Annotated in this window: 19 protein-coding genes; 4 read left to right on the top strand and 15 right to left on the bottom strand. The window is 35.2% G+C overall.

Annotation, left to right across the window (positions count from 1 at the left end; translation table 11 throughout):
• Nucleotides 1-532: 532 nt before the first annotated feature.
• Complete coding sequence (gene phnC, locus SAGCYANO_RS22590; protein ID WP_202222128.1) at nt 533-1288, bottom strand: phosphonate ABC transporter ATP-binding protein; 756 nt, start codon at nt 1286-1288, stop codon at nt 533-535.
• Nucleotides 1289-1747: 459 nt separating this feature from the next.
• Here phnC and SAGCYANO_RS22585 point away from each other — a divergent pair, with 459 nt between their 5' ends.
• The gene (locus tag SAGCYANO_RS22585; protein ID WP_202222127.1) at nt 1748-2416 is read left to right on the top strand and encodes a class I SAM-dependent methyltransferase; all 669 of its coding nucleotides are present in this window, start codon (nt 1748-1750) and stop codon (nt 2414-2416) included.
• A gap of 2248 nt (nt 2417-4664) precedes the next feature.
• Entirely contained in the window at nt 4665-7709 is a 3045-nt protein-coding gene (locus SAGCYANO_RS22580) for a VIT domain-containing protein (RefSeq protein WP_202222126.1), read from the top strand.
• Between the two features lie 147 nt (nt 7710-7856).
• Here SAGCYANO_RS22580 and SAGCYANO_RS22575 read toward each other — a convergent pair whose 3' ends face one another.
• The 6 genes from SAGCYANO_RS22575 to SAGCYANO_RS22550 all read right to left on the bottom strand — a co-directional run bounded on the left by SAGCYANO_RS22575 (nt 7857) and on the right by SAGCYANO_RS22550 (nt 13556).
• Nucleotides 7857-8060 (bottom strand): hypothetical protein, encoded by a 204-nt coding sequence (locus SAGCYANO_RS22575; protein ID WP_202222125.1) that lies wholly within the window; start codon nt 8058-8060, stop codon nt 7857-7859.
• A gap of 95 nt (nt 8061-8155) precedes the next feature.
• Nucleotides 8156-10348 (bottom strand): GUN4 domain-containing protein, encoded by a 2193-nt coding sequence (locus SAGCYANO_RS22570; RefSeq protein WP_237396533.1) that lies wholly within the window; start codon nt 10346-10348, stop codon nt 8156-8158.
• A 4-nt stretch (nt 10349-10352) separates the two neighbouring features.
• Nucleotides 10353-10508, bottom strand: a complete 156-nt coding sequence (locus tag SAGCYANO_RS22565; RefSeq protein WP_202222123.1) for a hypothetical protein — start codon at nt 10506-10508, stop codon at nt 10353-10355.
• Nucleotides 10483-10971 carry a hypothetical protein gene (locus SAGCYANO_RS22560; protein WP_202222122.1) on the bottom strand — a complete coding sequence of 163 codons (489 nt, stop codon included), beginning with the start codon at nt 10969-10971 and terminating at the stop codon, nt 10483-10485. Before SAGCYANO_RS22560 ends, SAGCYANO_RS22565 begins: the two co-directional genes overlap by 26 nt.
• A gap of 2 nt (nt 10972-10973) precedes the next feature.
• Nucleotides 10974-11306, bottom strand: a complete 333-nt coding sequence (locus SAGCYANO_RS22555; protein WP_202222121.1) for a hypothetical protein — start codon at nt 11304-11306, stop codon at nt 10974-10976.
• A 159-nt stretch (nt 11307-11465) separates the two neighbouring features.
• The gene (locus SAGCYANO_RS22550) at nt 11466-13556 is read right to left on the bottom strand and encodes an amylo-alpha-1,6-glucosidase (protein WP_202222120.1); all 2091 of its coding nucleotides are present in this window, start codon (nt 13554-13556) and stop codon (nt 11466-11468) included.
• Between the two features lie 25 nt (nt 13557-13581).
• Here SAGCYANO_RS22550 and SAGCYANO_RS22545 point away from each other — a divergent pair, with 25 nt between their 5' ends.
• A complete protein-coding gene (locus tag SAGCYANO_RS22545; RefSeq protein WP_202222119.1) occupies nt 13582-13722 on the top strand; it encodes a hypothetical protein in 141 nt (46 codons plus the stop codon).
• A gap of 1718 nt (nt 13723-15440) precedes the next feature.
• Here SAGCYANO_RS22545 and SAGCYANO_RS22540 read toward each other — a convergent pair.
• A complete protein-coding gene (locus SAGCYANO_RS22540; protein ID WP_202222118.1) occupies nt 15441-17330 on the bottom strand; it encodes a hypothetical protein in 1890 nt (629 codons plus the stop codon).
• A gap of 104 nt (nt 17331-17434) precedes the next feature.
• On the bottom strand, nt 17435-17836 hold the full coding sequence (locus SAGCYANO_RS22535) for a hypothetical protein (RefSeq protein ID WP_202222117.1): 402 nt from the start codon (nt 17834-17836) through the stop codon (nt 17435-17437).
• Between the two features lie 681 nt (nt 17837-18517).
• On the opposite strand from SAGCYANO_RS22535, the gene SAGCYANO_RS22530 reads away from it, so the two are divergent.
• On the top strand, nt 18518-19267 hold the full coding sequence (locus SAGCYANO_RS22530) for a hypothetical protein (protein WP_202222116.1): 750 nt from the start codon (nt 18518-18520) through the stop codon (nt 19265-19267).
• An 851-nt stretch (nt 19268-20118) separates the two neighbouring features.
• On the opposite strand, the gene SAGCYANO_RS45350 is transcribed toward SAGCYANO_RS22530, so the two are convergent.
• The 6 genes from SAGCYANO_RS45350 to SAGCYANO_RS22505 all read right to left on the bottom strand — a co-directional run bounded on the left by SAGCYANO_RS45350 (nt 20119) and on the right by SAGCYANO_RS22505 (nt 22995).
• Nucleotides 20119-20883, bottom strand: a complete 765-nt coding sequence (locus SAGCYANO_RS45350; RefSeq protein ID WP_237396526.1) for a hypothetical protein — start codon at nt 20881-20883, stop codon at nt 20119-20121.
• A gap of 62 nt (nt 20884-20945) precedes the next feature.
• A complete protein-coding gene (locus tag SAGCYANO_RS45345) occupies nt 20946-21707 on the bottom strand; it encodes a glycosyltransferase family 39 protein (RefSeq protein ID WP_237396525.1) in 762 nt (253 codons plus the stop codon).
• A gap of 163 nt (nt 21708-21870) precedes the next feature.
• Nucleotides 21871-22011 carry a hypothetical protein gene (locus tag SAGCYANO_RS22520; RefSeq protein WP_202222115.1) on the bottom strand — a complete coding sequence of 47 codons (141 nt, stop codon included), beginning with the start codon at nt 22009-22011 and terminating at the stop codon, nt 21871-21873.
• A 515-nt stretch (nt 22012-22526) separates the two neighbouring features.
• Nucleotides 22527-22667 carry a hypothetical protein gene (locus tag SAGCYANO_RS22515; RefSeq protein WP_202222114.1) on the bottom strand — a complete coding sequence of 47 codons (141 nt, stop codon included), beginning with the start codon at nt 22665-22667 and terminating at the stop codon, nt 22527-22529.
• Between the two features lie 23 nt (nt 22668-22690).
• On the bottom strand, nt 22691-22831 hold the full coding sequence (locus tag SAGCYANO_RS22510) for a hypothetical protein (protein ID WP_202222114.1): 141 nt from the start codon (nt 22829-22831) through the stop codon (nt 22691-22693).
• 23 nt (nt 22832-22854) lie between these two features.
• A complete protein-coding gene (locus SAGCYANO_RS22505) occupies nt 22855-22995 on the bottom strand; it encodes a hypothetical protein (RefSeq protein ID WP_202222114.1) in 141 nt (46 codons plus the stop codon).
• Between the last annotated feature and the right edge of the window lie 11 nt (nt 22996-23006).

Raw genomic sequence — 23006 nt, 5'->3', positions numbered from 1 at the left:
GTCAAAAGTAAGATTTCCACCATTTCACCGAAGTTAAAAGTCGAAAGTCAAAAGTCAAATTTTCACCGTTTCATGGAAGTTAAAATTCAAAAGTCAAAAGTAAGATTTCCACAATTTCACCGAAGTTAAAAGTCAAAAGTCAAAAGTAAGATTTTCACCGTTTCACCGAAGTTAAAAGTCAAAAGTAAGATTTCCACCGTTTAACCGAAGTTAAAAGTCAAAAGTAAGATTTCCACCGTTTAACCGAAGTTAAAAGTCAAAAGTCAAAAGTCAAATTTTCACCGTTTCATGGAAGTTAAAAGTCGAAAGTCAAAAGTCAAAATTTCACCGTTTCATGGAAGTTAAAAGTCGAAAGCCAAAAGTAAGATTTCCACAATTTTACCGAAGTTAAAAGTCAAAAGTCAAAAGTAAGATTTCCACAATTTCACCGAAGTTAAAAGTCAAAAGTCAAAAGTCAAAAGTAAGATTTCCACAATTTCACCGAAGTTAAAAGTCAAAAGTAAGATTTCATTTGAAACTATTTGTGACATTTTTAAGGTGAATTGGTATTACTTAAAGAGAACGTTTGATAAATTTCTTCAAGTTGGTGGTTTTTTATCTCTGAAGGACTACCATCAAAGAGAATAGTCCCTTTACCTAATCCAATAATACGATCGGCATATTCTAAAGCTAAATCAACTTGGTGTAAACTAACTAAAGCTCCAATTCCATCTTCCTGACAAATCTTTCGTAAATTGGATAAAACTTGATGAGAACTGGCAGGATCTAAACTAGCGATCGGTTCATCAGCTAAGAGAAATTTAGGTTGTTGGGCTAAAGCACGAGCAATTCCTACTCGTTGTTGTTGTCCTCCACTTAATGCTTTCACAGGTGTTAAAGCTTTGTCTAATAAACCTACTCTTTCTAGACAGTTTAAGGCAATATATTGATCTTTTTTAGGAAGAGGAAATAAACTTCTTAAAGTAGAATGATAACCTAAACGACCTACTAGAACATTTTTCAGAGCTGTTTGTCGAGGAATTAATTGATGTTGTTGAAAAATCATTCCTGTCCTTTGGCGATGTTTTTGTAATATTTTGGGGTGATGTAAATTACTGTTACCTTCAGTAATTACTTGACCACTTGTAGGATGAGTAAGAAAGTTTATACAGCGTATAAGGGTAGATTTTCCCGCCCCAGAAGACCCTAATATTACTGTGAATTCCCCTTGAGTAAATTCAATAGAAATGTTATGTAAAGCTATTGTGCCATCTTGGTAAGTTACCCCCAGATTATTCAGATAAATCATAATTTTTGATTAGTTAAATGATTAATTAATTTGTAAGCATTCCGCAGAAAATACTTGCATTAATTTTTCCTAGAGCTTACTTTTAATATCAATATTTTGTCAAGTATATTTTGTGAAATTATTGTCTAAATATCCGCAAGTCAAGCATATATATTAAACCTCTCCAGAAAATAGATAGTAGGGATAAATAATTGATGTATCTATTGCCGCTACGCGGAAGTTAAAAGTCTAGGAGCGAATGCCATTCGCCTGTATAATTGATTTAATTTTTTATTATCGGACGATTTCTATTGATATATTGAAAAAGTTTAGGTAAACTATAACCTTCAAAAATTGATGAAAAAATAAACTTCAGTTTAAGGTGTTTGACATTTATAAACCCTGAAAATTTTTAACAGTTTACTATTCCCTATTCCCTGTTCCCTATTCCCTAGTGCGTAGCGCTATAACTGAAATAATATGAACGAAATTAAAATTAAAAGGCAATACGATGAACTTGCTAATATCTACGATTTACGCTGGCGTAATTATATAATTAATACTCTTACCTTTCTACATAACTGGCAGCAAATTGAACCACAAGCAAGTATTCTAGATGTTGCTTGTGGAACTGGCGAATTTGAAAGACTTTTGCTTGAAAAAAATCCAAAACAAGAAATTATAGGAGTTGATATATCTGAAAATATGTTAAATGTAGCTAGGAAAAAATATCAGGCTTATTCTAACGTTAAGTTCCAACAAGCATCTGTTCATTCATTGCCATTTAACAGTCATTCTTTTGATGTAGTTGTATGTGCTAATTCTTTTCATTTTTTTGACAAACCTCAAGTAGCATTAGGAGAAATGAAACGGGTGCTTAAACCAAATGGTAAAGTAATAATTCTTGACTGGAACAAAGATTATTTTGTCTGTAGAATTTGTGACTGGTTCTTACAAATTTTCGATCCTGCTTATCAACAATGTTATACCCAAGCAGAGTTACATAAGTTATTAGTATCTGCTCAATTTGAAGTACATTCTGCAACTAAATTTCGTTTAGGAATTATTTGGGGAATGATGGCTGTAACTGCATTTTTTAGGAGTCAGGAGTCAAGATTCAGTAGAAATAGCCCATATATAATTTATTAGAGTTATTAGAATCAAACTCTGTTGTTAGTCAAGTCGACATTTCTAGGTAAATTTTTTTAAACACATTCTTTAGGAGTCAGGAGTCAGTAGTCAGTAGTCAGTAGAAATAGCCTATATATCATTTATTAGAGTTATGAGAATCAAACTCTGTTTTTAGTCAAATCGACATTTATGGGTAAATTTTTTTCACTACATTCTTTAGGAGTCAGTAGTCAGTAGTCAGTAGTCAGTAGAAATAGCCTATATATCATTTATTAGAGTTATGAGAATCAAACTCTGTTTTTAGTCAAATCGACATTTATGGGTAAATTTTTTTCACCACTATCATTACCGACTGCTGAAGTAGGAAGCTTGAAATATGAAATTTATTTTTTTAGTAGTTCTGCATAGTAATACTATATGTGGATGAATAGTACTTAGCGATAGAGCAAAATATTTTAACAATTTGAATAAAGAATGTTACGAATAATAAGGGAAATTAAAATATTTTATCCGAGATGTCTCTTGGAATAAAAAGATAAATTAAAACCTAAAAAATGGTATTAAAGTCATTCATTATGACTCTCCTGACTCCTAAGAAATATCCTAGCTATTTGTAGCAAAAATTTATCAATTTGTTGTAACTCTTGCACTTTACAAAAAAAGTTAGACAAAAATTTTTTTCTACTATTCGGGAAAATAGGAAGTTGACAGTGGAGATCAACAAAATGATATTTCCTTATTTAAAATCTTAGGTAATGTCGTTTTGGGTTGATTATACTAATTTGAAAAAAGAATGTTACGAATAATGAGGATAATTAAAATACTTTATCGGAGATATCTCTTGAACTAAACAGATAAATTCCGACCTAAAAACTGGTATTAAAGTCATTCCCATATGACTCCTGACTCCTGACTCCTAAGAAATATCCTAGCTATTTGTAGCAAAAATTTATCAATTTGTTGTAACTCTTGCACTTTACAAAAAAAGTTAGACAAAAATTTTTTTCTACTATTCGGGAAAATAGGAAGTTGACAGTGGAGATAAACAAAATGCTATTTCCTTATTTAAAATCTTAGGTAATATCGTTTTTGGTTGATTATACTAATTTGAAAAAGAATGTTACGAATAATGAGGATAATTAAAATACTTTATCGGAGATATCTCTTGGACTAAACAGATAAATTCAGACCTAAAAAATGGTATTAAAGTCATTCCGATACAACTCCTGACTTCTGACTCCTGATTCCTAAGAAATATCCTAGCTATTTGTAGCAAAAATTTATCAATTTGTTGTAACTCTTGCACTTTACAAAAAAGTTAGACAAAAATTTTTTCTACTATTCGGGAAAATAGGAAGTTGACAGTGGAAATAAACAAAATGATATTTCCTTATTTAAAATCTTAGATAATGTCGTTTTGGGTTGATTATACTAATTTGAAAAAGAATGTTACGAATAATGAGGATAATTAAAATACTTTATCGGAGATATCTCTTGGACTAAACAGATAAATTCAGACCTAAAAAATGGTATTAAAGTCATTCCGATACAACTCCTGACTTCTGACTCCTGATTCCTAAGAAATATCCTAGCTATTTGTAGCAAAAATTTATCAATTTGTTGTAACTCTTGCACTTTACAAAAAAGTTAGACAAAAATTTTTTCTACTATTCGGGAAAATAGGAAGTTGACAGTGGAAATAAACAAAATGATATTTCCTTATTTAAAATCTTAGATAATGTCGTTTTGGGTTGATTATACTAATTTGAAAAAGAATGTTACGAATAATGAGGATAATTAAAATACTTTATCGGAGATATCTCTTGAACTAAACAGATAAATTCCGACCTAAAAACTGGTATTAAAGTCATTCCCATATGACTCCTGACTCCTGACTCCTAAGAAATATCCTAGCTATTTGTAGCAAAAATTTATCAATTTGTTGTAACTCTTGCACTTTACAAAAAAAGTTAGACAAAAATTTTTTTCTACTATTCGGGAAAATAGGAAGTTGACAGTGGAGATAAACAAAATGCTATTTCCTTATTTAAAATCTTAGGTAATATCGTTTTGGGTTGATTAGTCACACAACAATATTGTCTCTTAAGAATAGGGTGGGATAGTGAGGTCTCAGAACCATATCCATCAGACTAAGAGAAAAGAAGATTCTGTATTTTTGTAGCCTCCTTATTGCAGAGATACTGATAACTGATAACTGATAACTGATAACTGAAATGACTGTCATTCTAGAAAGTTGAGAAATGCCATGAGTAAATGTTTTAATCCTAACTGTTTACATCAGAATTCAGCAGAAACAGAACTATGTCAGGAATGTGGTTCAAAACTATTATTGGCAGAACGATATCGTGCTTTAGAAATTATTGGTGAGGGTGGTTTTGGTCGAACTTTTAAAGCTGTGGATGAGTTCAAACCTTCAAAACCTTTATGTGTAATTAAACAATTTTTCTCTACAGTTCAAGATGCTAAAAGTATTCAGAAGGCTACAGAATTATTTGAACAAGAAGCAATACGTTTAGAAACCCTCGGCAAACATCGACAAATACCAGAACTTTTTGCTCATTTAGTTCAAGATAATCATCAATATTTAGTACAAGAATATATTGCTGGTCAAAACTTAGCTGAAGAGTTGGCAACAGAGGGAGTTTTCAGTGAAGCTAAAATCCGAGAATTTCTGAATGAAATGTTACCTATCTTGGAGTTTGTTCATAGCCATCAGGTAATACACCGAGATATTAAACCAGAAAATATTGTTCGTATTGCTAACTCCGAGCGGGATGAAAATCAAAAAAATTCTCTAGTTTTAGTTGATTTTGGTGCAGCTAAATTTACCTCTAAAACTGCTTTGGCAAAAACTGGAACTTTAATTGGTTCAGCAGCATATATTGCGCCGGAACAAGTAAGGGGTAAAGCTATCTTTGCTAGTGATATTTATAGTTTGGCTATAACTTGTATTTATCTACTTACTGGAGTAGCACCTTTTGATTTATTTGATAGTAGTGAGGATAGTTGGGTTTGGCGAGATTATTTGAAAAGTCCTGTTTCTCTTCAGTTGAGTCAAATTCTTGATAAAATGCTGAAAACTGCGACTAAAAATCGTTATCAAACAGCACGGGAAATTTTACATGATTTGAATAGTTATCCAGAATTAACTACAGTCAAAAATAATCTTCCTAAATTATTTATTGGTGGAGTTGCAGGTATAACTTGCTTATTTTTAACGGGGATAGTTTTAGCAGGAATATTTTCAAGTTCTCCTCGACAAAAACCTGTTGTTATTCAATCAGAAAAACTTAAATCAGAACCTCAAAAACCAGTTATTTCGCCTCCAGAATTTGGCGGATTATATGCAAAATCTCCCACAGGGACAGTACAAGCTTTTCCATTAGAACATACAGATGTTACAGCTAAAATTGCGGGAAATGTATCGAGAGTAGAAGTAGTACAACGTTTTACTAATCCTTATAAAACTCCTTTAGAAGCAGTTTATCAATTTCCACTTCCCGATGAATCTGCCGTGGATGATATGGAAATTCGTATAGGCGATCGCGTGATTAAAGGCATGATTAAAAAACGGGAACAAGCAAAAAAAATCTACAATAAAGCTAAAAAAGAAGGAAAAACTGCTGCTTTACTGGAACAAGAACGAGCTAATATTTTTACTCAGTCTTTAGCTAATATTCAACCAGGGGAAACTATAGAGGTAGTAATTCGCTACACTGATGCTTTAAAATTTGCCGGGGGTGACTATGAATTTGTCTTTCCAATGGTTGTCGGACCTCGTTATAATCCAGGAAATTCTAATTTAAGTAGTTTTCCAGAAAAACCAATTCATTTAGCCAGTTTACCTACCACAAATTATCTGACTAACTTACTTTCTCAAACGGCAAAAACTCCACCAAAAGAACGTTCTGGTCATGATATTAATGTCACAGTTGAAATTGATGCCGGAGTACCAATTTCTAATATTATCTCTCCCTCCCATCAAATCCAAATTCAAAAAATTGCTGCGTCAGGATTACCATCTATTACTCAAGTACAATTAAACAAAACTGACACTATTCCCAATAAAGATTTAGTTCTTCGTTATCAAGTAGCTGGCAAAGAAACCCAATCTACAGTTCTCTCTCAAGCAGATAATAAAGGCGGACATTTTGCAGTTTCTTTAATTCCCGCTCTGGAATATCAAACCAAAGAAATTGTACCGAAAGATGTAGTATTTTTGATGGATACATCCGGTTCCCAAAGCGGTGCGCCTTTAGCACAATCAAAAGTATTAATGCGCCGTTTTCTTCAGGGATTAAATCCTGACGATACCTTCACAATTATTGACTTTGCTAATAGCGCTCAAACATTATCAACCCAACCTTTAGCTAATACTCCTGCTAACCAGAAAAAAGCCATAGATTATGTTAATAACTTAAAGGCAAATGGTGGAACAGAATTACTCAATGGAATTGATACTGTACTGAACTTTTCACCAGCAAAAAATGGGCGACTGCGAAGTATTGTCCTAGTAACAGATGGTTTAATTGGCAATGAAAATCAAATCATTTCTCGCATACAAAAACAACTACAACCAGGAAACCGTCTCTATAGTTTTGGTGTTGGTAGCTCCGTAAATCGATTTTTATTAAACCGACTAGCAGAAGTAGGACGGGGTACAGTCCATGTTGTACGTCACGATGAATCTGTCGATGCGGTAGTAGAAAAGTTTTTCAATGAAATTAATAACCCAGTTTTGACCAATATAGAAGTAACTTGGCAGGGTTTAGGAGAAGCTCCCGAAATATTCCCACTCAAACCTGCAGACTTATTTGCTCAAGAACCTTTAATTTTGTACGGACGTAAACAAGACCGACTCAGTGGAAACTTGCAAATAACTGCCGTTGCTGCTGGTGGAAAACCATATCGTAAGACCTTTCCCTTGCGCTTCGACTCAGATGGTGGGAATGAAGCGATCGCTCAACTTTGGGGACGAGCCAAAATTAAGGAATTGATGTTGGAAATGACTGATGGGGAGATGTCAGAAAAAGTTGAAGCTGTGACAAATGTCGCTTTGGGTTATCGGTTGATGTCGAAATATACTGCTTTTGTGGCGGTGAGTGACGAGCAACGAGTTGATCCTAGTAGTTCTAGTCGTCGGGAGAAAGTGAAAAAACAGACTCCTGATGGGATGGTAGGTATTCCAGAACCTAGTTTTGTTTGGGCGATATTGTTATTTGGTTTGTATATGGGTTGGAAACATTGGGTGCAGTTGTGCAAAGCTAAGAAATTGTCAGAGAATAGTTAATTAATTAGTTTGTAGGTTGGGTTGAGGTAACGTTAGCGCAGCTTATCCGAAGGATAAACCCAACTCTAACTACCTGTTTTGAGTTTGGTATTATTTGTTGGGTTTCACTTCGTTCTACCCAACCTACTTTTATTCAAATAATTTTTTCTACTCAAAATTACCTTGATAATGTCTGACAAAAGTTTCATCTTGAATACTGCCATAAGTGTTTTCAATAAACTCATGCCAAGACTGATTTTCAGGTTGGTTATTATCTTGAATTAAATTAATCATTTTTCCCAAAAGCTGTTTTTCTTCTGGAGTTAAGTTGTTAATTATTTCTGCTAAGGATTTAACTAATTTTAAATTCATAAAAACCTCTAATAATTACTTCGGGAAGATAATTGGGAGACTATTGAGACTAGCTGCTCAGTTGTCAGATATTCAAATTCACCCCTCCAGATCAATCATAAAAGTTTACCCAAATTAACAAATTCTATCTTCGGCCTCATTGATTCTGTCGCTTCCCAATACTGCCATGCCTGAAACGGGAGATGCCCAGTATAATCAGTATTCAAGCTAAAAGTTAGGTCTGAATAATGCAACTGTTTTTCTCCTGAACGCCATCCGACTTCATTACCAAATGCTTCGTATACTTCCTTGTCATATTTTCCTTTTCCACCCAAACTCTGATAAATTTTCTTTTGGACGGAAAAACCAAACTTACCATTACTATATTTTATCCAAAGTTGGTCTATGTACTTAAGTATTGACATTGGAAACTCCTTATCATCATAAATAAAAGATGTTTGAATATCCCTTAATGCCATTACTTGATAAAAAATAACTACTGTCTGCTCATCAGCTTTTCTCCATTCACCTTGACACAAATATTCTTCCAAATTATTATTCTTTAGTAGTTCTGTTAGTTCCGTTTTGATTTGCTTAAGTTCAGACTTATAAGCAGAATCAGCTGCACTATAATAGTCGCAGGACAACATTTGAGAAAATCCCTCTCGAAATCGCTCAGGATTTTCTTTATTGGCAAACTTTAACCGGAAAATCTCACGCCATTTTTCCTCACTTCTATTGTCTTTCTTCCCCCATAACTCAAACAACTTTTCCGAACCTTTTTCATACAAAGAATAAACTTCAGGAACTTCAGGCAATTTAATACTCGAAATAATATGAGGTACAATCCGTGAAACTCGATAAACACGCTCAGATTCTTCTACTTCCGAACCAGTTTCTATTAAACCTAAATCTACCGCTTGATTTAACTTTTCTTGATAACCAGAAATAGACTCACAAACCGCATCTAAAGCTAACATCGGTACAGGAATTTCCAACACTAAACAATTACTCAATACCTGAATACCTTTTTCATCAATTTGTGCATAAAGTTCAGACCTAGTTATTTTCCATTTCCAATCTTCAGAACTAGATTCATGCTCAGTTAGTTTGGCATCAATATTCTTACAGGCAAGCACATCTTTATCCAACCATTCCAATAAACGGGGATTTCCATCTGCAAGTTTTAAGGCTCTTTCGATTAACTTTTCATCAATTTTTCCCGAATTAAAATTCTCCAGACGTTTCAATTTTTTCTTTAAATCAGCTTTGCGAAATGCGTCTAAACCTTGTACCCAAAACTCACTTAATAAATCATATTGAAACTCATAACGAGAAGTAATAATAATTTTTTCCCTACCTATTTCTCGAATTGCAAAAACCAAAGCATCTAAAACTTCTGCCACTTCAGGTTTCAAAACAAATCCACCCTCACGAGGTTCGAGATTAAATTCAAAATCATCAAAGAGGAAAAGAAAAGGTTTTGCTCCAGCTTCAATCAAATTTTCAAACAAATCTCGCAACCTATATTTAAGTCCATTTTTATTATTTTGTAATTTAGAACGTAGGTCAGCATCCCTCAATTTATCTGCCAATTTTTGTACTAAATTAGAACTATCTATTTGTTGCCACCATAAGACTGTTTCATATTCCGAGAAACGTTCCCAAAGTCGAGAAGCAATGGTACTTTTTCCTAAACCTCCCATACCATGAATTAATATTCCCAACTTATCATCTAACTTAAAAGCACGGAGACAATTTTGTAACTGACGGCGACGACCAACAAAATTTTCACGATTTACTACTCTAAATTTACGCTCTTCATCCCTAAATTCATCAATTGTTTTGTTGTAACGGGGTGCAGGTTTCCGACCTGGTTTTCTCAAGGGAGTTACTAACGCTCCCGGTAAACTACCCGCCACATAAAGTCGTAATTTATGCCAGTCTCTAGCATTAACTTTAATTAATTCCTGGTAAGTTTCCGCCAATGCTTCCGTTACTCTTTTTCCAGAAGACAACCCCTGATAAAATTTTGCTGCTACTGTTGTTGCATCTGTATCTAAAACCCGATCGCCCCATCCTAAAACTGCTGTTACACGTTCACTCAATAAAGATTCTGCCATTGACGGAATATTTTCTTCATATTCATATCCAGTCCGACAACCGGATAGAAAAATCAGTTTAGGGTATCGATATTGTAATTGTGTAGCAATATCTTCCCCACTACTATATTCTGCCTCTCCATATTCTGTCTCAGTAACAAAGCAAGGTTTATCATTCCGAAATTTTGTATGACCTGTGAGATGAATAACATCAAAAAAAATTCTCTTCCTGATTTCCCACCAGATAACCTAATTCAGTCAAACAACCACTTTCTTCTACTTCTAAAAACAAAGGTGTTCTTTTAGTTGCTTCTAAAATACTTCCCTCCTCCGCTTCAAAATCAAGTTCCGAAAAATGGTCTCCCATGTTGCGGGGGGGAAGTTGCCATAAACACAACATTTAATGCTCGGTTATGAGGTTGATTTTGAAAAGAAAGTTGTTGACTATCCGTCATCCAACGAACAGGAATAATGGCAGGTTTAGAATTAACTAAAAATCCTTTACCATCATGGAGCAATTCCCAAGGTAAATGAGCTAATCTTTCTGAAGTAGAAATAGCTAAAACAATTCCTTCTCGTCGATTTTTATCAATTTCCCTTTGCAAAATACGGCTATTTCCATCTAACCAGTTATAAAGTATTTGACCAGTTTTGTCAGGGTCTTCTGGCAGTCTGGTGTAATAGTATGAGTTTGACTTTTCGACTAGAGCAGAAATTTTTGTCAGAGGTAATTGCTCGGAGGTTTGATAATTATTAGGATTATTCCAAAAGTATCGGAATTGAGCATAATTATCCCCTATTAATTTCAAGTCTAAGTGAAGAATTTGCATAGTTATTTTTTCAGGAAACTTTCCAAAATATCTTTAATTTGTTCTACAGTTGCCCCGTGAAGTATAACTCGGTTGCCATTCTTAGAAACAAATTCTACCTTCTCTAGTTTTGTCTCATGTTTTTTGAAACACTGGGAAATCTTCTCTGCAATATTTAGAGTATTAATAATCATAACAGAAGTTCCTGCACCAATTCCAACTATTGTCGCGATAGTTGCTAAATCAGCTTCTCTTTCAATACCAACTATTTCATAACTACCTTCTATACCTTCAATTGCCAGAATTTCTTCTGTAAATTGGACAGCATTTAAACCATCAATAGCTATTTTAAGCATTGTTCAACTCACCAACTTTTTTGGTTTGATTATAACAGATAGCTAAAATGGTGCGTTACGACGGATTGTTAAATGCCTTTGAAAGCTTATATTTTTGCCGTCTAACGCACCCTACTGGAGTACTTTTAACTCATTTGATTAATAATTATTAATTATCAATTATCCATTAATTACCGTCCACGCTCGCAAAACTTCTGCAACACTCCACGCTTGAGCAATACAACCACGGGGTGTCATCGGTTCATTTCCATCAAAAATTTCACTGATGCTGCCAATACCATGTACCGTTAAATGCTCTGCCATCGGTTTTAATAACTCTTCAGCTTTTGCTTGGTTGTTATAAATTCGTAGATGCGCTACAGCATAATGACCAATCAACCAACCCCAGACAGTACCTTGATGATAAGCACCATCTCGTTGATAAATATCGCCTCCATAAACACCTTTGTATTCAGGGTCGTCACTAGCTAGACTGCGTAACCCATAGGGAGTCAATAGCTTGTGCGTGCATATATCCATCACTTGTTTTTCCTGCTCTGGAGTTAGTAGAGGTGGATAACTAAATTTCCCGATCGCTGGTAATGATAAGGCAAATATTTGATTAGGTCGCAAAGCAGCATCATTACCATTAGGTGTATCAAGTACATCGTAACAATAACCTTCCTCTTGATTCCAGAAACGAGCAAAACCCTTTTCCTTAATCAACCTTGCCAACCTTTCATAATCTAGATTATCCTTACCCAACTGTTGGGCAAACTTATCCATGATTTGCAGAGCATTATACCAAAGCGCACTAATTTCAATGGGTTTACCAATACGCGGTGTCACTACCCAATCATCTACTTTGGCATCCATCCAAGTAATTTGTGAACCTGCTTCTCCAGCATAAATTAAGCCATCATCAGTATCTAACTGAATATTGTAACGAGTACCTCGGCGATAGTAGTCAATGATTTCTGCTAAAGTTGGAAACAATTCTACTAAAAGTTGGCGATCGCCTGTAGCTTCATAGTATGCACGAACTGCTTCAAAATACCAAAGTGTGGCATCTACAGTATTATAATCTGGTGTTGTACTACCGTCGGGGAAGCGGTTTGGCAACATTCCTTGGTCAACATACTCGGCAAAGGTGAGCAGAATTGACCGGGCGACATCAAATTGTTTTGTACAAATAGTTAAACCTGGTAAACTAATCATTGTGTCGCGACCCCAGTCTTCAAACCAATGATAACCTGCAAGGATAGTTTTGCCGTATGGATGTTTGGACGATTTGCGATCGACAATAAATTGGTTAGCTGCTAATACTAATTGGTTTATCCAGTCTGGAGTTGGTTTTGCAGTAGGTTGTGGTTTTGTCTGGGTAAATGATTTCCAGAATTTAACGACTGGATTTTTGACTTCTGAGTTAGATGTTTTAGTAGTGGCAAATTTTTGGATTATTTGTTGTTCGTAATTATGATGAAAAGCTAGTTCTCTCTCGCCATTAGTAGTAGCATTTTCTTTTGTGCTGGCAACTATTGTTAGAGATTTTCCTACTTCAATTTGTGCATGAAAAGTAACAGCGTGTAAGTGGTCTTCTAATTCTTGTTGACCACGATATTTTTCTACTGCTAAGTTAAATCCGTAATACCAATTATTGGCGGGTGTGGATACTATATTTTTGTCATCTGGATGAGGGTCTGTCAGCAGATATAAGGGTGTTGCTTCAGGAAAAGCTTGTATACGGACTCCCTTTTTAATTTTGTCAGTACTGATTTGCCAATCTTGAGCGTTGGTATGATGATGATGATCGCGATGGTTAATTAATGCTTTAATTTCTAAGTTTAAGGGTTGACTACCATTGCGCAAATTATAATGAATATAGGTGGTGTTTTCTCCTTGTTCCATCCAGATCCGCTTCTCTAATACCACGTCTGCAAATGTAAATTTCCATACTGGTATTGTTCCTTCTAGGTGGAAGCTTTCTGTTTGTTGATAACCTTCTGGGTTTTCTGCGCCATCAGCCCAACGGTTACAGTAAAGAGGATAGTCTAGACCTTGATAATTGGCAGTTTCGTCTAGTTTTGTTAGCAATAATGTACGCCCTAATGGGGGTTTGAGTGCTGCTATGAGTAATCCATGATAGCGACGGGTTAGGATGTTAGCTACTGTACCAGAAGCGTAGCCTCCAATTCCGTTTGTTACTAACCATTCGCGGGATTCAGTTATGTTGAGATTACTACAAGTTTCTTGATCGAAACTGATGACCATAAAATAAAATATTCACAATATATAAGTGCAAAGGTTTCTGCTGAAACCCGATTTCTTTATATCACATTTACGAAGGAAGAAGGAAGAAGGAAGAGGGAAGAAGGAAGAGGGAAGAAGGAAGTCAGAAGTTAGGTTTGATAGGTTAAACACTTTGACAATGCAATAGTTCAGGCAATTACAATTATTTGACATTTTAAGGAGCGAAACTATCTTAGGAATTAGCCAGTATAAAGCATTTTCGTCATTGCGACTGACAGGGAAGAATCTCAAATCCCTAGTTTTTCATGCCTCAAATGTGATTATTTCTCAGTATTGCGATCGCTCTGCTATTTTCTTTGTTGAATAAAAAGTCATGCGTATGGCCGAACACCACCCAATAACAATAGTGTATCAGAATTTTTGGTGTCGCGCAACCCTAATTCCCTTCCGCCATGCCGCTTTTTTTGAGCTTCACAAAATGACAAGATGTGATTATTTCTAGTTCTCTCTATTGCGATCGCTGATCAAAACATGATTTTTAGTTGAATAAAAAGTCATGCATATGGACGAACTCCATCCAATAACTAAAGTGTATCAGAATTTTTGGTATCGTGCAACCCTAATTTCCTTCCGCGCCGCTTTTTTTCTCGGAGTGCTTTCGAGAATGAAGGAAGATAGTAATTGCGCCTCACATTAAAGAATAAATTGAGCGAGCATCAACACTTACCTACTTTCAAGAGTCGGACAAACATCGGACTGTCTTAGGGTTGATCGTCAGCATAAGTTCTAAGCAACTTGATATTTGTGATCGCATCCAGTTCTATCTATAATTCTTTGTTGAATAAAAAGTCATGCGTGGGGGCGAACTCCTCCCAATAACAATAGTGTATCAGAATTTTTGATGCCGTGCAACCCTAATTTCCTTTTCTCGTGGTAGTGCTTCAGAAGATGAGTTTGACCGAACATCAAGACTTTTTGGTTCTATGCTTTGTTGAAAAAGGGCGGCAATGGCACAAAAATCGGACTGTCTTACGGTTCATCATCAGTATCAGTCTTCAGCAACTTGATATTTGCGATCGCATTAGTTCTATCTACAAGATATTTTTTTGTTGAATAAAAAATCATGCGTATAGGCGAACGCCTCCCAATAACAATAGTGTATCAGAATTTTTTGTGTCGCGCAACCCTAATTCCCTTCCGCGCCGCTTTTTTTCTTGGAGTGCTTTCGAGAATGAAAATAGTAATCGCGCCTCACATTAAAGAATAAATTGAGCGAGTATCAACACTTACCTACTTTCAAGAGTCGGACAAAAATCGGACTGTCTTACGGTTTATCATCAGCATCAGTCCTCAGCAACTTGATATTTGCGATCGCATCTAGTTCTATCTACAGATATTTCTTTGTTGAATAAAAAGTCATGCATAGGGGCGAACGCCACCCAATAACAATAGTGTATCAGAATTTTTGGTGCTGCGCAACCCTAATTTCCTTCCCCACGCCGCTTTTTTAGTGCTTCACAAAATGACGAAATGTGATTATTTCTAGTTCTCTTTATTGCGATCGCCTATCAAAACATGATTTTGGCGTTGAATAAAAAGTCATGTGTAGGGGCGAACACCACCCAATAACAATAGTGTATCAGAATTTTTGGTACCGCGCAACCCTAATTTCCTTCCCCACGCCGCTTTTTTTAGTGCTTCACAAAATGACGAAATGTGATTATTTCTAGTTCTCTTTATTGCGATCGCCTATCAAAACATGATTTTTGTGTTGAATAAAAAGTCATGCGTAGGGGCGAACACCACCCAATAACAATAGTGTATCAGAATTTTTGGTATCGCGCAACCCTAATTTCCTTCCGCCACGCCTTGAGCTTCACAGAATGAAAAATTTAGTAATCTCCCTTATTTAAGACCTAAAATACATTTTGCTTCTAATAAAACTAAGTCTGGAATATCTAGAACTTGACAACTTTTCTGAACATTTAACAAACTGGGAACCACACCATTTTCCATCTGCACCTTAACTACAGCAGCAGCAGTATTATTTAATTGCCTCAGACGATGATTTTTAGTGACATATTCTAAAGTCAACCCTTGAGAATCTAATAACCAAAAATCAATTCCATATTTTTCAATAAAATTTTGTACCTGTTTTAAATCGGGACTATATTGTGCTTCGATTAAATCCTTAGCTCGTTGTTTTATTTCCCGATAATATCCCTGATGATAAGGCAAAGCATATTCCGAACCTACTAATATTGAACGTTGAGCAAAAGTAGGAATATTATTAGCTTCCAATGCTAAAGAAGCAATGCGAATATCTGAAGGTTGTTGGGCTAAATATTCATAAAGTTGAGGTACTTTTCCCACAACATAATTAGTCACAGGAAAGTTGTTGGTTAAAGCTGGATATAAAAGGAGGAAAATTAGCACTATATATATAGATATAGTTTTGATTTTTACCGAATAATTAAGGTTTAAAGCCTCTCCATTTATGGAGAAAAAAGCCGTCGAGGGATGGCGAGGAGACTTTGCCATATCCAATCGACCAAGAGAAGAAAAAAAATCTTTTGATCTAATCATCTTATTTATAAGAAGAGGTAATTCTAAATTCTTAATTCTAAATTCTAAATTCTTGAATACTGGTTTGGTTTTGGACGACTGGTTGAGTAGATGAAATTTGTGCCAGACAAAATCAATTATTAAAGTAAAGGCTATGCCACCCGCTAAAGCCATGATTATTCTGAGACTATGTTGACTGTAACGACTGGGATGATGTAACCGAAACAGTAAAAAGTGAGCAGCTAAAAATATTCCGGTTGATGCTAATAATAATTCTGGTAAAAGGATGATTTTATGAGTGATTTTTTTGGCTAGGGGAAAATATCTTGAGCTTAAAAAAATGAGTAATAATCCTGCCCAAACTTGGGGAGGTAGGAAAGATTGAGATAACCATTCTGGGGGAATAATGCCGGAGCGATCGCCTGTGAACCAAAAGTCAAAACTATTATTTGAAAAGAAGGAAGCTCTACCTCCTGGCCAAAATTCTGGTAATTTTTTAGCTTCAGCTAATGTAATAATCGGACTATATTCGGAGGTATTCAAAGCGTAGGGTAAAAGTACGAAAAAACCTGCTGTTAAACCAATAGCTAAAATGATGAATTTTGGGCGACTTCGGAAGTGGAGAAAATCTAAGACTAAGATAGCAAGACAGAGTAAAACTCCTTGGGGATAAAATAATCCGAGCAGAGCGATCGCTACTGCAATTCCTAACTGAGAATGTCTGAGGAAATAGTATAAAAATGCCAAAAATAAAGGATATAAAAATGCTCTGGGGGTAGCGGAGATTAAGTCATCTTTTAGCCAGAGATTTTGATTCAAAAATAATGTGCTGAGAAACCCAGCGAGTGGCACTGGGAATATTTCTATTTCTACTCTAAAACAATAGGCAGTTGTGATTAATCCTAATATGATTGGCAGAAATTTATTTAATAGTAAAGGTGGAATACCGATGAGGGAAAATAATTGGTAAAAGGAGGTATATCCGGTGGGGGCGACAGATTGAAAATAGTCAGCAATAATATCGTTGGGAAAAAGTTCGGGATTGAGAAATCTTGCCATCCAAAAAACGTGGGAGCGAGCATCATCCTGCACTACATATTCACTACTAAAAGCGGGAATAATTCCTAAAATTCCACAAATTGCTGCTAAACCCAGACTTAAATAAAACCAAAATCTGATTGGAGTGGGTGCAGTTAAAAACTTATGCAAATTAATCTCTTCATAGTCCATAGATAGTTACAAAAAAATGGGGCATTGCTGAAATCAGGTATGAAATTCGTGAGTGAGTAAGATTGAGAGTCAGGAAAAAAGCTGTTTTACCTACTGGCGTTTTGCTACCGCATAACTCCGTTAACGCTCCGTGATATGTAGAGCGGCAGCTCTGCGTTAGCAAATGGCCATTCGCCCCTACAATATAGACTCTTATCTTTAAAAATACTGAATAATATCAAATCCGCTGAATTCGGTATACAAAAATGTTTCAACCGATGCGCCATTGCCAAATCTTTCTTGATATTCCCCTCCTGGGAGGGGAGGGGTGGGTCCCCATCTCCCCAAACTCCCCAAACTCCCCAAACTCCCCACACTTCCCAAACTTCCCAAACTCCCCACCTCCCCATCTCCCCACCTCCCCATCTCCCCATCTCCCCATCTCCCCATCTCCCCATCTCCCCACATTCCCGTTCCCTGCTATAGAGTAATAGCAAGATTTGTAAAGGTTCTATGAAGACAAGCACTTCATTCTATGTAAAAATACTATAAGTAAAATTTATTAAATAAACGTATTTGTGTTATTTCAGGGTTTTTACTTATATAGATAAGTAATAAAAATCAATATTATTTTGCTAATAAATAATGTTGTGAATTAAACAATTCAGGTATTAAATCTAAAGTTATGGAGAGTCTTGTGTATGAATAATTATGTTGATTTGACATTTAGAACAAGCAAATATTAAGTCAGCTAAAATGCTTATATTCTCTATGTTGCTTAGGTTAAAATAAACTTTCAGCTCAGTGAGTAGGGGTCTATCTTCCCGTCTTACCTATCCTAAATCATCATTTAACTTTCCTTGAACAAAAAATCTATCAGTACAATAATCAAAATTATATTGTTCGATATAACACATTATAAACATAAAAAACTAATATATTTAAACAAATTAAATATATTAAGTTTTCGTGAAGATAGTAATTTTAGTTGAATTAGCTGATGACTTTGTTGCTATGGTTAGAGTTATAGTTAACTTGTAACTAAGTTGTAATTAATTAATTAAGTAATTACACTGTATTATGAAGCTGTAATCAATAGAGCTTCCTGACAGTGTTGTCCTGATTAGGACCATAAGCTATAGCTGATTGACTGTTCTATATATCTGTAGTCATATCTGTAGTCAAAGTTATTTGGAAGGAGAATTTGTATGAAGAGACATCAAAAATATGTTTTTAGCTTATTGGCAGCCACAGCTATGTTGGGAGCAGGCAGTGCTCAAGCAGCTCCAATTATAATCGACGATTTTAGCGTATTCCAGGATGTTGGATTTCAGGCGGTTGACCCCGTTATACCTAGTAGCAGCCAAGTAGGACCAGATGGTTCTATCATTGGTGGGTTTAGGGATATAGAAGTTACGGGAAATGCTGCTTTAGCACTTCAAAGTCGTATCACAGCAACTAATGGAGTACTTGACTTTAGTAATAATGTAGGTACTGACGGGTCTGGAACTATAGTTTGGGATGGAGATGACGATCCCACAGTAGTAGATCCTACGGGTTTGGGAGGAATAGACCTAACTGGTGGTGATTGGCCTCTAGATCGTATATTAGTAGAAGTCATCTCAGCTGACCTTCCTGGTTTAGAGTTAAACTGGACTATCTATGACCTTGATAACGGTGTTTCAAGTCTTTCACGTACCTTTTCCCAGGCTATCACAACTCCAGAAACTGTAACTTTCCTCTTTGATGATTTTAGTGGCGATGCAGATTTCACTAATGTTGGCGCAATTAGGTTGGATATTGATGGTCCGCTAGAAATTGATGCCGAATTCTCTATAATTGAGGTTGGTAAAGATCCTCGTCGTCGTGTTCCAGAACCTTTGACATCTCTCTGGACTTTGGCAGGAGTATCTGCATTAGGTGGATTATGTGCAAAGAAAAAAAGTTTGCAGCAGTAAATAGATCATATTCTCAAAAGCACTTGAAAGATTTCCTGGATGACAGATAATTTAATGTTAGTGTCAATTCTATGTCCATGAGTTAGGGATAATTCTGACGGCTGTTTAAGCATATGGACAGAATAAGTTAGACTACATTCGGTGATTCTACAGGAGTCACCGAAGTGAGTGTGTAGAGCTTGATAATAAAATTTTGGGGAGATTGCTCTTGTATAGCTTTTGGATTTTTGACCTCCTTCCTAGTTGACTATTACGTCTCGGTACTTTTGATTATTGCTCTCAACAATTCGGTAGTCCTGCATAGTTAATGGTATAGAGCAAATAAGGAATAACTGGCACGGGAGCAAGATGCTCACACTGTTTTTGTAAAAAACATTACCGGGCAATGCACAACCATTACAACCGACATTCCGCACCACAAAATGTAGCATAAAAAACATAATTCAAAATTCAAAAGTCAAAAGTAAGAAGTCAAAAGCAAGAAATAAGAAATAAGAAATAAGAAATAAGAAAGAAGAAGTAAGAAATTAAGAAGTAAGAAGAAAATTATAGTGGTCAATAGGAATCAAGGATTCAGTAATATCATGTCCGGATAAGAGCGATCTGGAAAAAAACTATCCTGTCACTTTCAGGGTAAATCTCTATATTTTCCCTCCATACCTACTCCCTATTTCCCCTCCACCGGAGGGGTTAGGGGTGGGTCCCTACTCCCTACTCCCTGATTTATAAGTATTCAAACGGACATGATATAAGTGTTCAACCGGATTTGATATGACTCCTGACTTCTAAGTAATTGAAATTAATGCCATACACGCGCTTCAGCAACGCAGTTTTTTCTTCTTTTTTCTTGATTATTTTAAAATCCAGAGTTCTCCACTGTTATGAACTAATTCTAGCGGGGAGTTTTCTTGTGTTTCTAATCCTGAAATTAAACTCCATTCTGGGCGAAATATAAACACATGACTAAAACCATCAGGAATTTCTGGTATATCACCGACTTCAACAAATTGAAATTTAACTTGAGGATTAAGTAAATAACTCAGAGAAGCTAATCTCAGGGAATGATTACTAATTACAAGTGGGTTGTTTGTTTGGTTAATTATTTTTGCTACTTGAGGGTCATAATAACTACTATATTTATGCCACCAAGTTTCAGCTTGGGAACTAATTCCACAAGATATTACTCCTACAGAAATTAGAGTAACTGTTACTATTTGCCAAAATTTATATTGAATTTGGTTACTAAAGTTGGTTAAATTAGTAGCTAAAAGATAAGCAACAGATATTTGAATTCCTAAGTAAGTAGGGATGAAATAACGAGGAATAGTTGAACGTTGTCCACCAGAGATTAAATCGGGAATTATCAAGGTTATGGGAGTTAACAATATCAAGGTTAAGATGAACAGACTTACTGATTTAGATGTATTCCGACAGATAAAATAAATTGAGTATATTACTAAGATTAAACTTATCAATAATAGATACGGCCAGATTGTATTGAGGCTTAATAAAGCATCATTATCAAAAACAATATTTTTGACATCAAATAATCTTTCTGAAGAGCCAATTTGAATATCGATAAAAGTAAAACCTATATTAATAAACCATCTTTTCAACAGGGTTAATAAAGGTGCTGTTCGAGATACCCATTTTGTGCCATCGAAATGCTCAATTATTACTATAAACCAGGGTAAAAAATTATAAATCCAGAAACAGATGCTAGGAGATAAGCTTTTAATTTTTTGGTTAATTTTAGTTTTTCGATTAAAAGTATATATATTCCATGACCAAAGGCTACTAATATGGAAAAAAGATGAGTATATAAGGCAAAAATTAAACTTATTGTGTAAATTTGCCAGTTACGTTTAGTGGGAATTTTCATTGCTCGAAGTAAGGCAATACTTGATAATAAAATTGTTACTGTAAATAAACTATAAACCCGTGCTTCTTGAGCATATAATACTGAGATTGGAGAAACTGCCGTCAGAGCGATCGCTATTTCTCCAACTAATGGTTGATTGAACAATTCTCGGCATAACAAATAAATACAAGGAAATACTAATAAGCTGGTCAAAGCTGAGAAACTTCTGGTTACTGCTACAGAATGACCAAATAATTTTACCCACCATCTGAGTAGTACAAAATAAATTGGTAAATGTTCGGGGTTTTCTGTTGCTAAGGAGTTGATAGTATTAATGACATTTTTATTAGGGTTAGTTCCTTGATACTGCTGGAAAAATTTCCCATTAATTATATCAGCTTCATCGGTTATGTCTTCTAATTCGCCTCTAGTATAACCAGCAATTCTTAAGGAGGTAATTGTTTCATCGTACCAGTAAACTTTGCGGTCAATATTTATGAATCTGAAACATATTCCTAAGATTAAGGTAATGGTAATAAATATTTTTAGCCAAGTAAAATAAGGTTTTTTATATAACATTTTTGAAGAATATGGTAGGTTTTAGGTGGTAGGTTTTAGGTAGTAGGTTCAATTTGATTGGGAATTTCAACCAAATTAATTTTAGAAAGCTTCAACAAGGTTTCCTCTGCAATACTGTTCTTGAAAATCTGCTTTTTCATAACACAAACCTCCAATTGAATACTCAAGGAAAGGGTAGCATTAAAGAAGGTGGTAAGTCGTAGATTTTAGGTTCAATTTGATTGGGAATTTCCACCAAATCAATTTGAGAAAGCTTCAACAGGGTTTGCTCTGCAATACTGTTCTTGAAAATCTGCTTTTTCATAACTCAAACCTCCCATTGAATACTCAAGGAAAGGGTAGCATTAAAGAAGGTGGTAAGTCCTAGATTTTAGGTTCAATTTGATTGGGAATTTCCACCAAATCAATTTGAGAAAGTTTCAACAAAGTTTGTTCTGCGATACTGTTCTTGAAAATCTGCTTTTTCATAACTCAAACCTCCCATTGAATACTCAAGGAAAGGGTAGCATTAAAGAAGGTGGTAAGTCCTAGATTTTAGGTTCAATTTGATTGGGAATTTCCACCAAATCAATTTGAGAAAGTTTCAACAAAGTTTGTTCTGCGATACTGTTCTTGAAAATCTGCTTTTTCATAACTCAAACCTCCCATTGAATACTCAAGGAAAGGGTAGCATTAAAGAAGGTGGTAAGTCCTAGATTTTAGGTTCAATTTGATTGGGAATTTCCACCAAATCAATTTGAGAAAGTTTCAACAAAGTTTGTTCTGCGATACTGTTCTTGAAAATCTGCTTTTTCATAACTCAAACCTCCAATTTAATACTCAAGGAAAGGGTAGCATTAAAGAAGGTGGTAAGTAGTAGATTTTAGGTTCAATTTGATTGGGAATTTCCACCAAATCAATTTGAGAAAGCTTCAACAAAGTTTGTTCTGCGATACTGTTCTTGAAAATCTGCTTTTTCATAACTCAAACCTCCAATTTAATACTCAAGGAAAGGGTAGCATTAAAGAAGGTGGTAAGTAGTAGATTTTAGGTTCAATTTGATTGGGAATTTCCACCAAATCAATTTGAGAAAGCTTCAACAAAGTTTGTTCTGCGATACTGTTCTTGAAAATCTGCTTTTTCATAACTCAAACCTCCAATTTAATACTCAAGGAAAGGGTAGCATTAAAGAAGGTGGTAAGTAGTAGATTTTAGGTTCAATTTGATTGGGAATTTCCACCAAATCAATTTGAGAAAGCTTCAACAAAGTTTGTTCTGCGATACTGTTCTTGAAAATCTGCTTTTTCATAACTCAAACCT

Origin of the sequence: Okeania sp. KiyG1, assembly GCF_014132355.1 — a bacterium.
Classification (GTDB): Bacteria; Cyanobacteriota; Cyanobacteriia; order Cyanobacteriales; family Microcoleaceae; genus Okeania.
The sequence above is the reverse complement of the archived record's forward strand: the minus strand, read 5'-3'. Positions and strand labels throughout refer to the sequence as shown.

Excerpts from the sequence above, each read along its gene's own strand:
- phnC (WP_202222128.1), bottom strand. The coding sequence starts at position 1,288 with ATGATTTATCTGAATAATCTGGGGGTAACTTACCAAGATGGCACAATA.
- SAGCYANO_RS22585 (WP_202222127.1), top strand. The coding sequence starts at position 1,748 with ATGAACGAAATTAAAATTAAAAGGCAATACGATGAACTTGCTAATATC.
- SAGCYANO_RS22580 (WP_202222126.1), top strand. The coding sequence starts at position 4,665 with ATGAGTAAATGTTTTAATCCTAACTGTTTACATCAGAATTCAGCAGAA.
- SAGCYANO_RS22575 (WP_202222125.1), bottom strand. The coding sequence starts at position 8,060 with ATGAATTTAAAATTAGTTAAATCCTTAGCAGAAATAATTAACAACTTA.
- SAGCYANO_RS22565 (WP_202222123.1), bottom strand. The coding sequence starts at position 10,508 with ATGGGAGACCATTTTTCGGAACTTGATTTTGAAGCGGAGGAGGGAAGT.
- SAGCYANO_RS22560 (WP_202222122.1), bottom strand. The coding sequence starts at position 10,971 with ATGCAAATTCTTCACTTAGACTTGAAATTAATAGGGGATAATTATGCT.
- SAGCYANO_RS22555 (WP_202222121.1), bottom strand. The coding sequence starts at position 11,306 with ATGCTTAAAATAGCTATTGATGGTTTAAATGCTGTCCAATTTACAGAA.
- SAGCYANO_RS22550 (WP_202222120.1), bottom strand. The coding sequence starts at position 13,556 with ATGGTCATCAGTTTCGATCAAGAAACTTGTAGTAATCTCAACATAACT.
- SAGCYANO_RS22540 (WP_202222118.1), bottom strand. The coding sequence starts at position 17,330 with ATGGACTATGAAGAGATTAATTTGCATAAGTTTTTAACTGCACCCACT.
- SAGCYANO_RS22530 (WP_202222116.1), top strand. The coding sequence starts at position 18,518 with ATGAAGAGACATCAAAAATATGTTTTTAGCTTATTGGCAGCCACAGCT.
- SAGCYANO_RS45345 (WP_237396525.1), bottom strand. The coding sequence starts at position 21,707 with ATGTTATATAAAAAACCTTATTTTACTTGGCTAAAAATATTTATTACC.
- SAGCYANO_RS22520 (WP_202222115.1), bottom strand. The coding sequence starts at position 22,011 with ATGAAAAAGCAGATTTTCAAGAACAGTATTGCAGAGCAAACCCTGTTG.
- SAGCYANO_RS22515 (WP_202222114.1), bottom strand. The coding sequence starts at position 22,667 with ATGAAAAAGCAGATTTTCAAGAACAGTATCGCAGAACAAACTTTGTTG.
- SAGCYANO_RS22510 (WP_202222114.1), bottom strand. The coding sequence starts at position 22,831 with ATGAAAAAGCAGATTTTCAAGAACAGTATCGCAGAACAAACTTTGTTG.
- SAGCYANO_RS22505 (WP_202222114.1), bottom strand. The coding sequence starts at position 22,995 with ATGAAAAAGCAGATTTTCAAGAACAGTATCGCAGAACAAACTTTGTTG.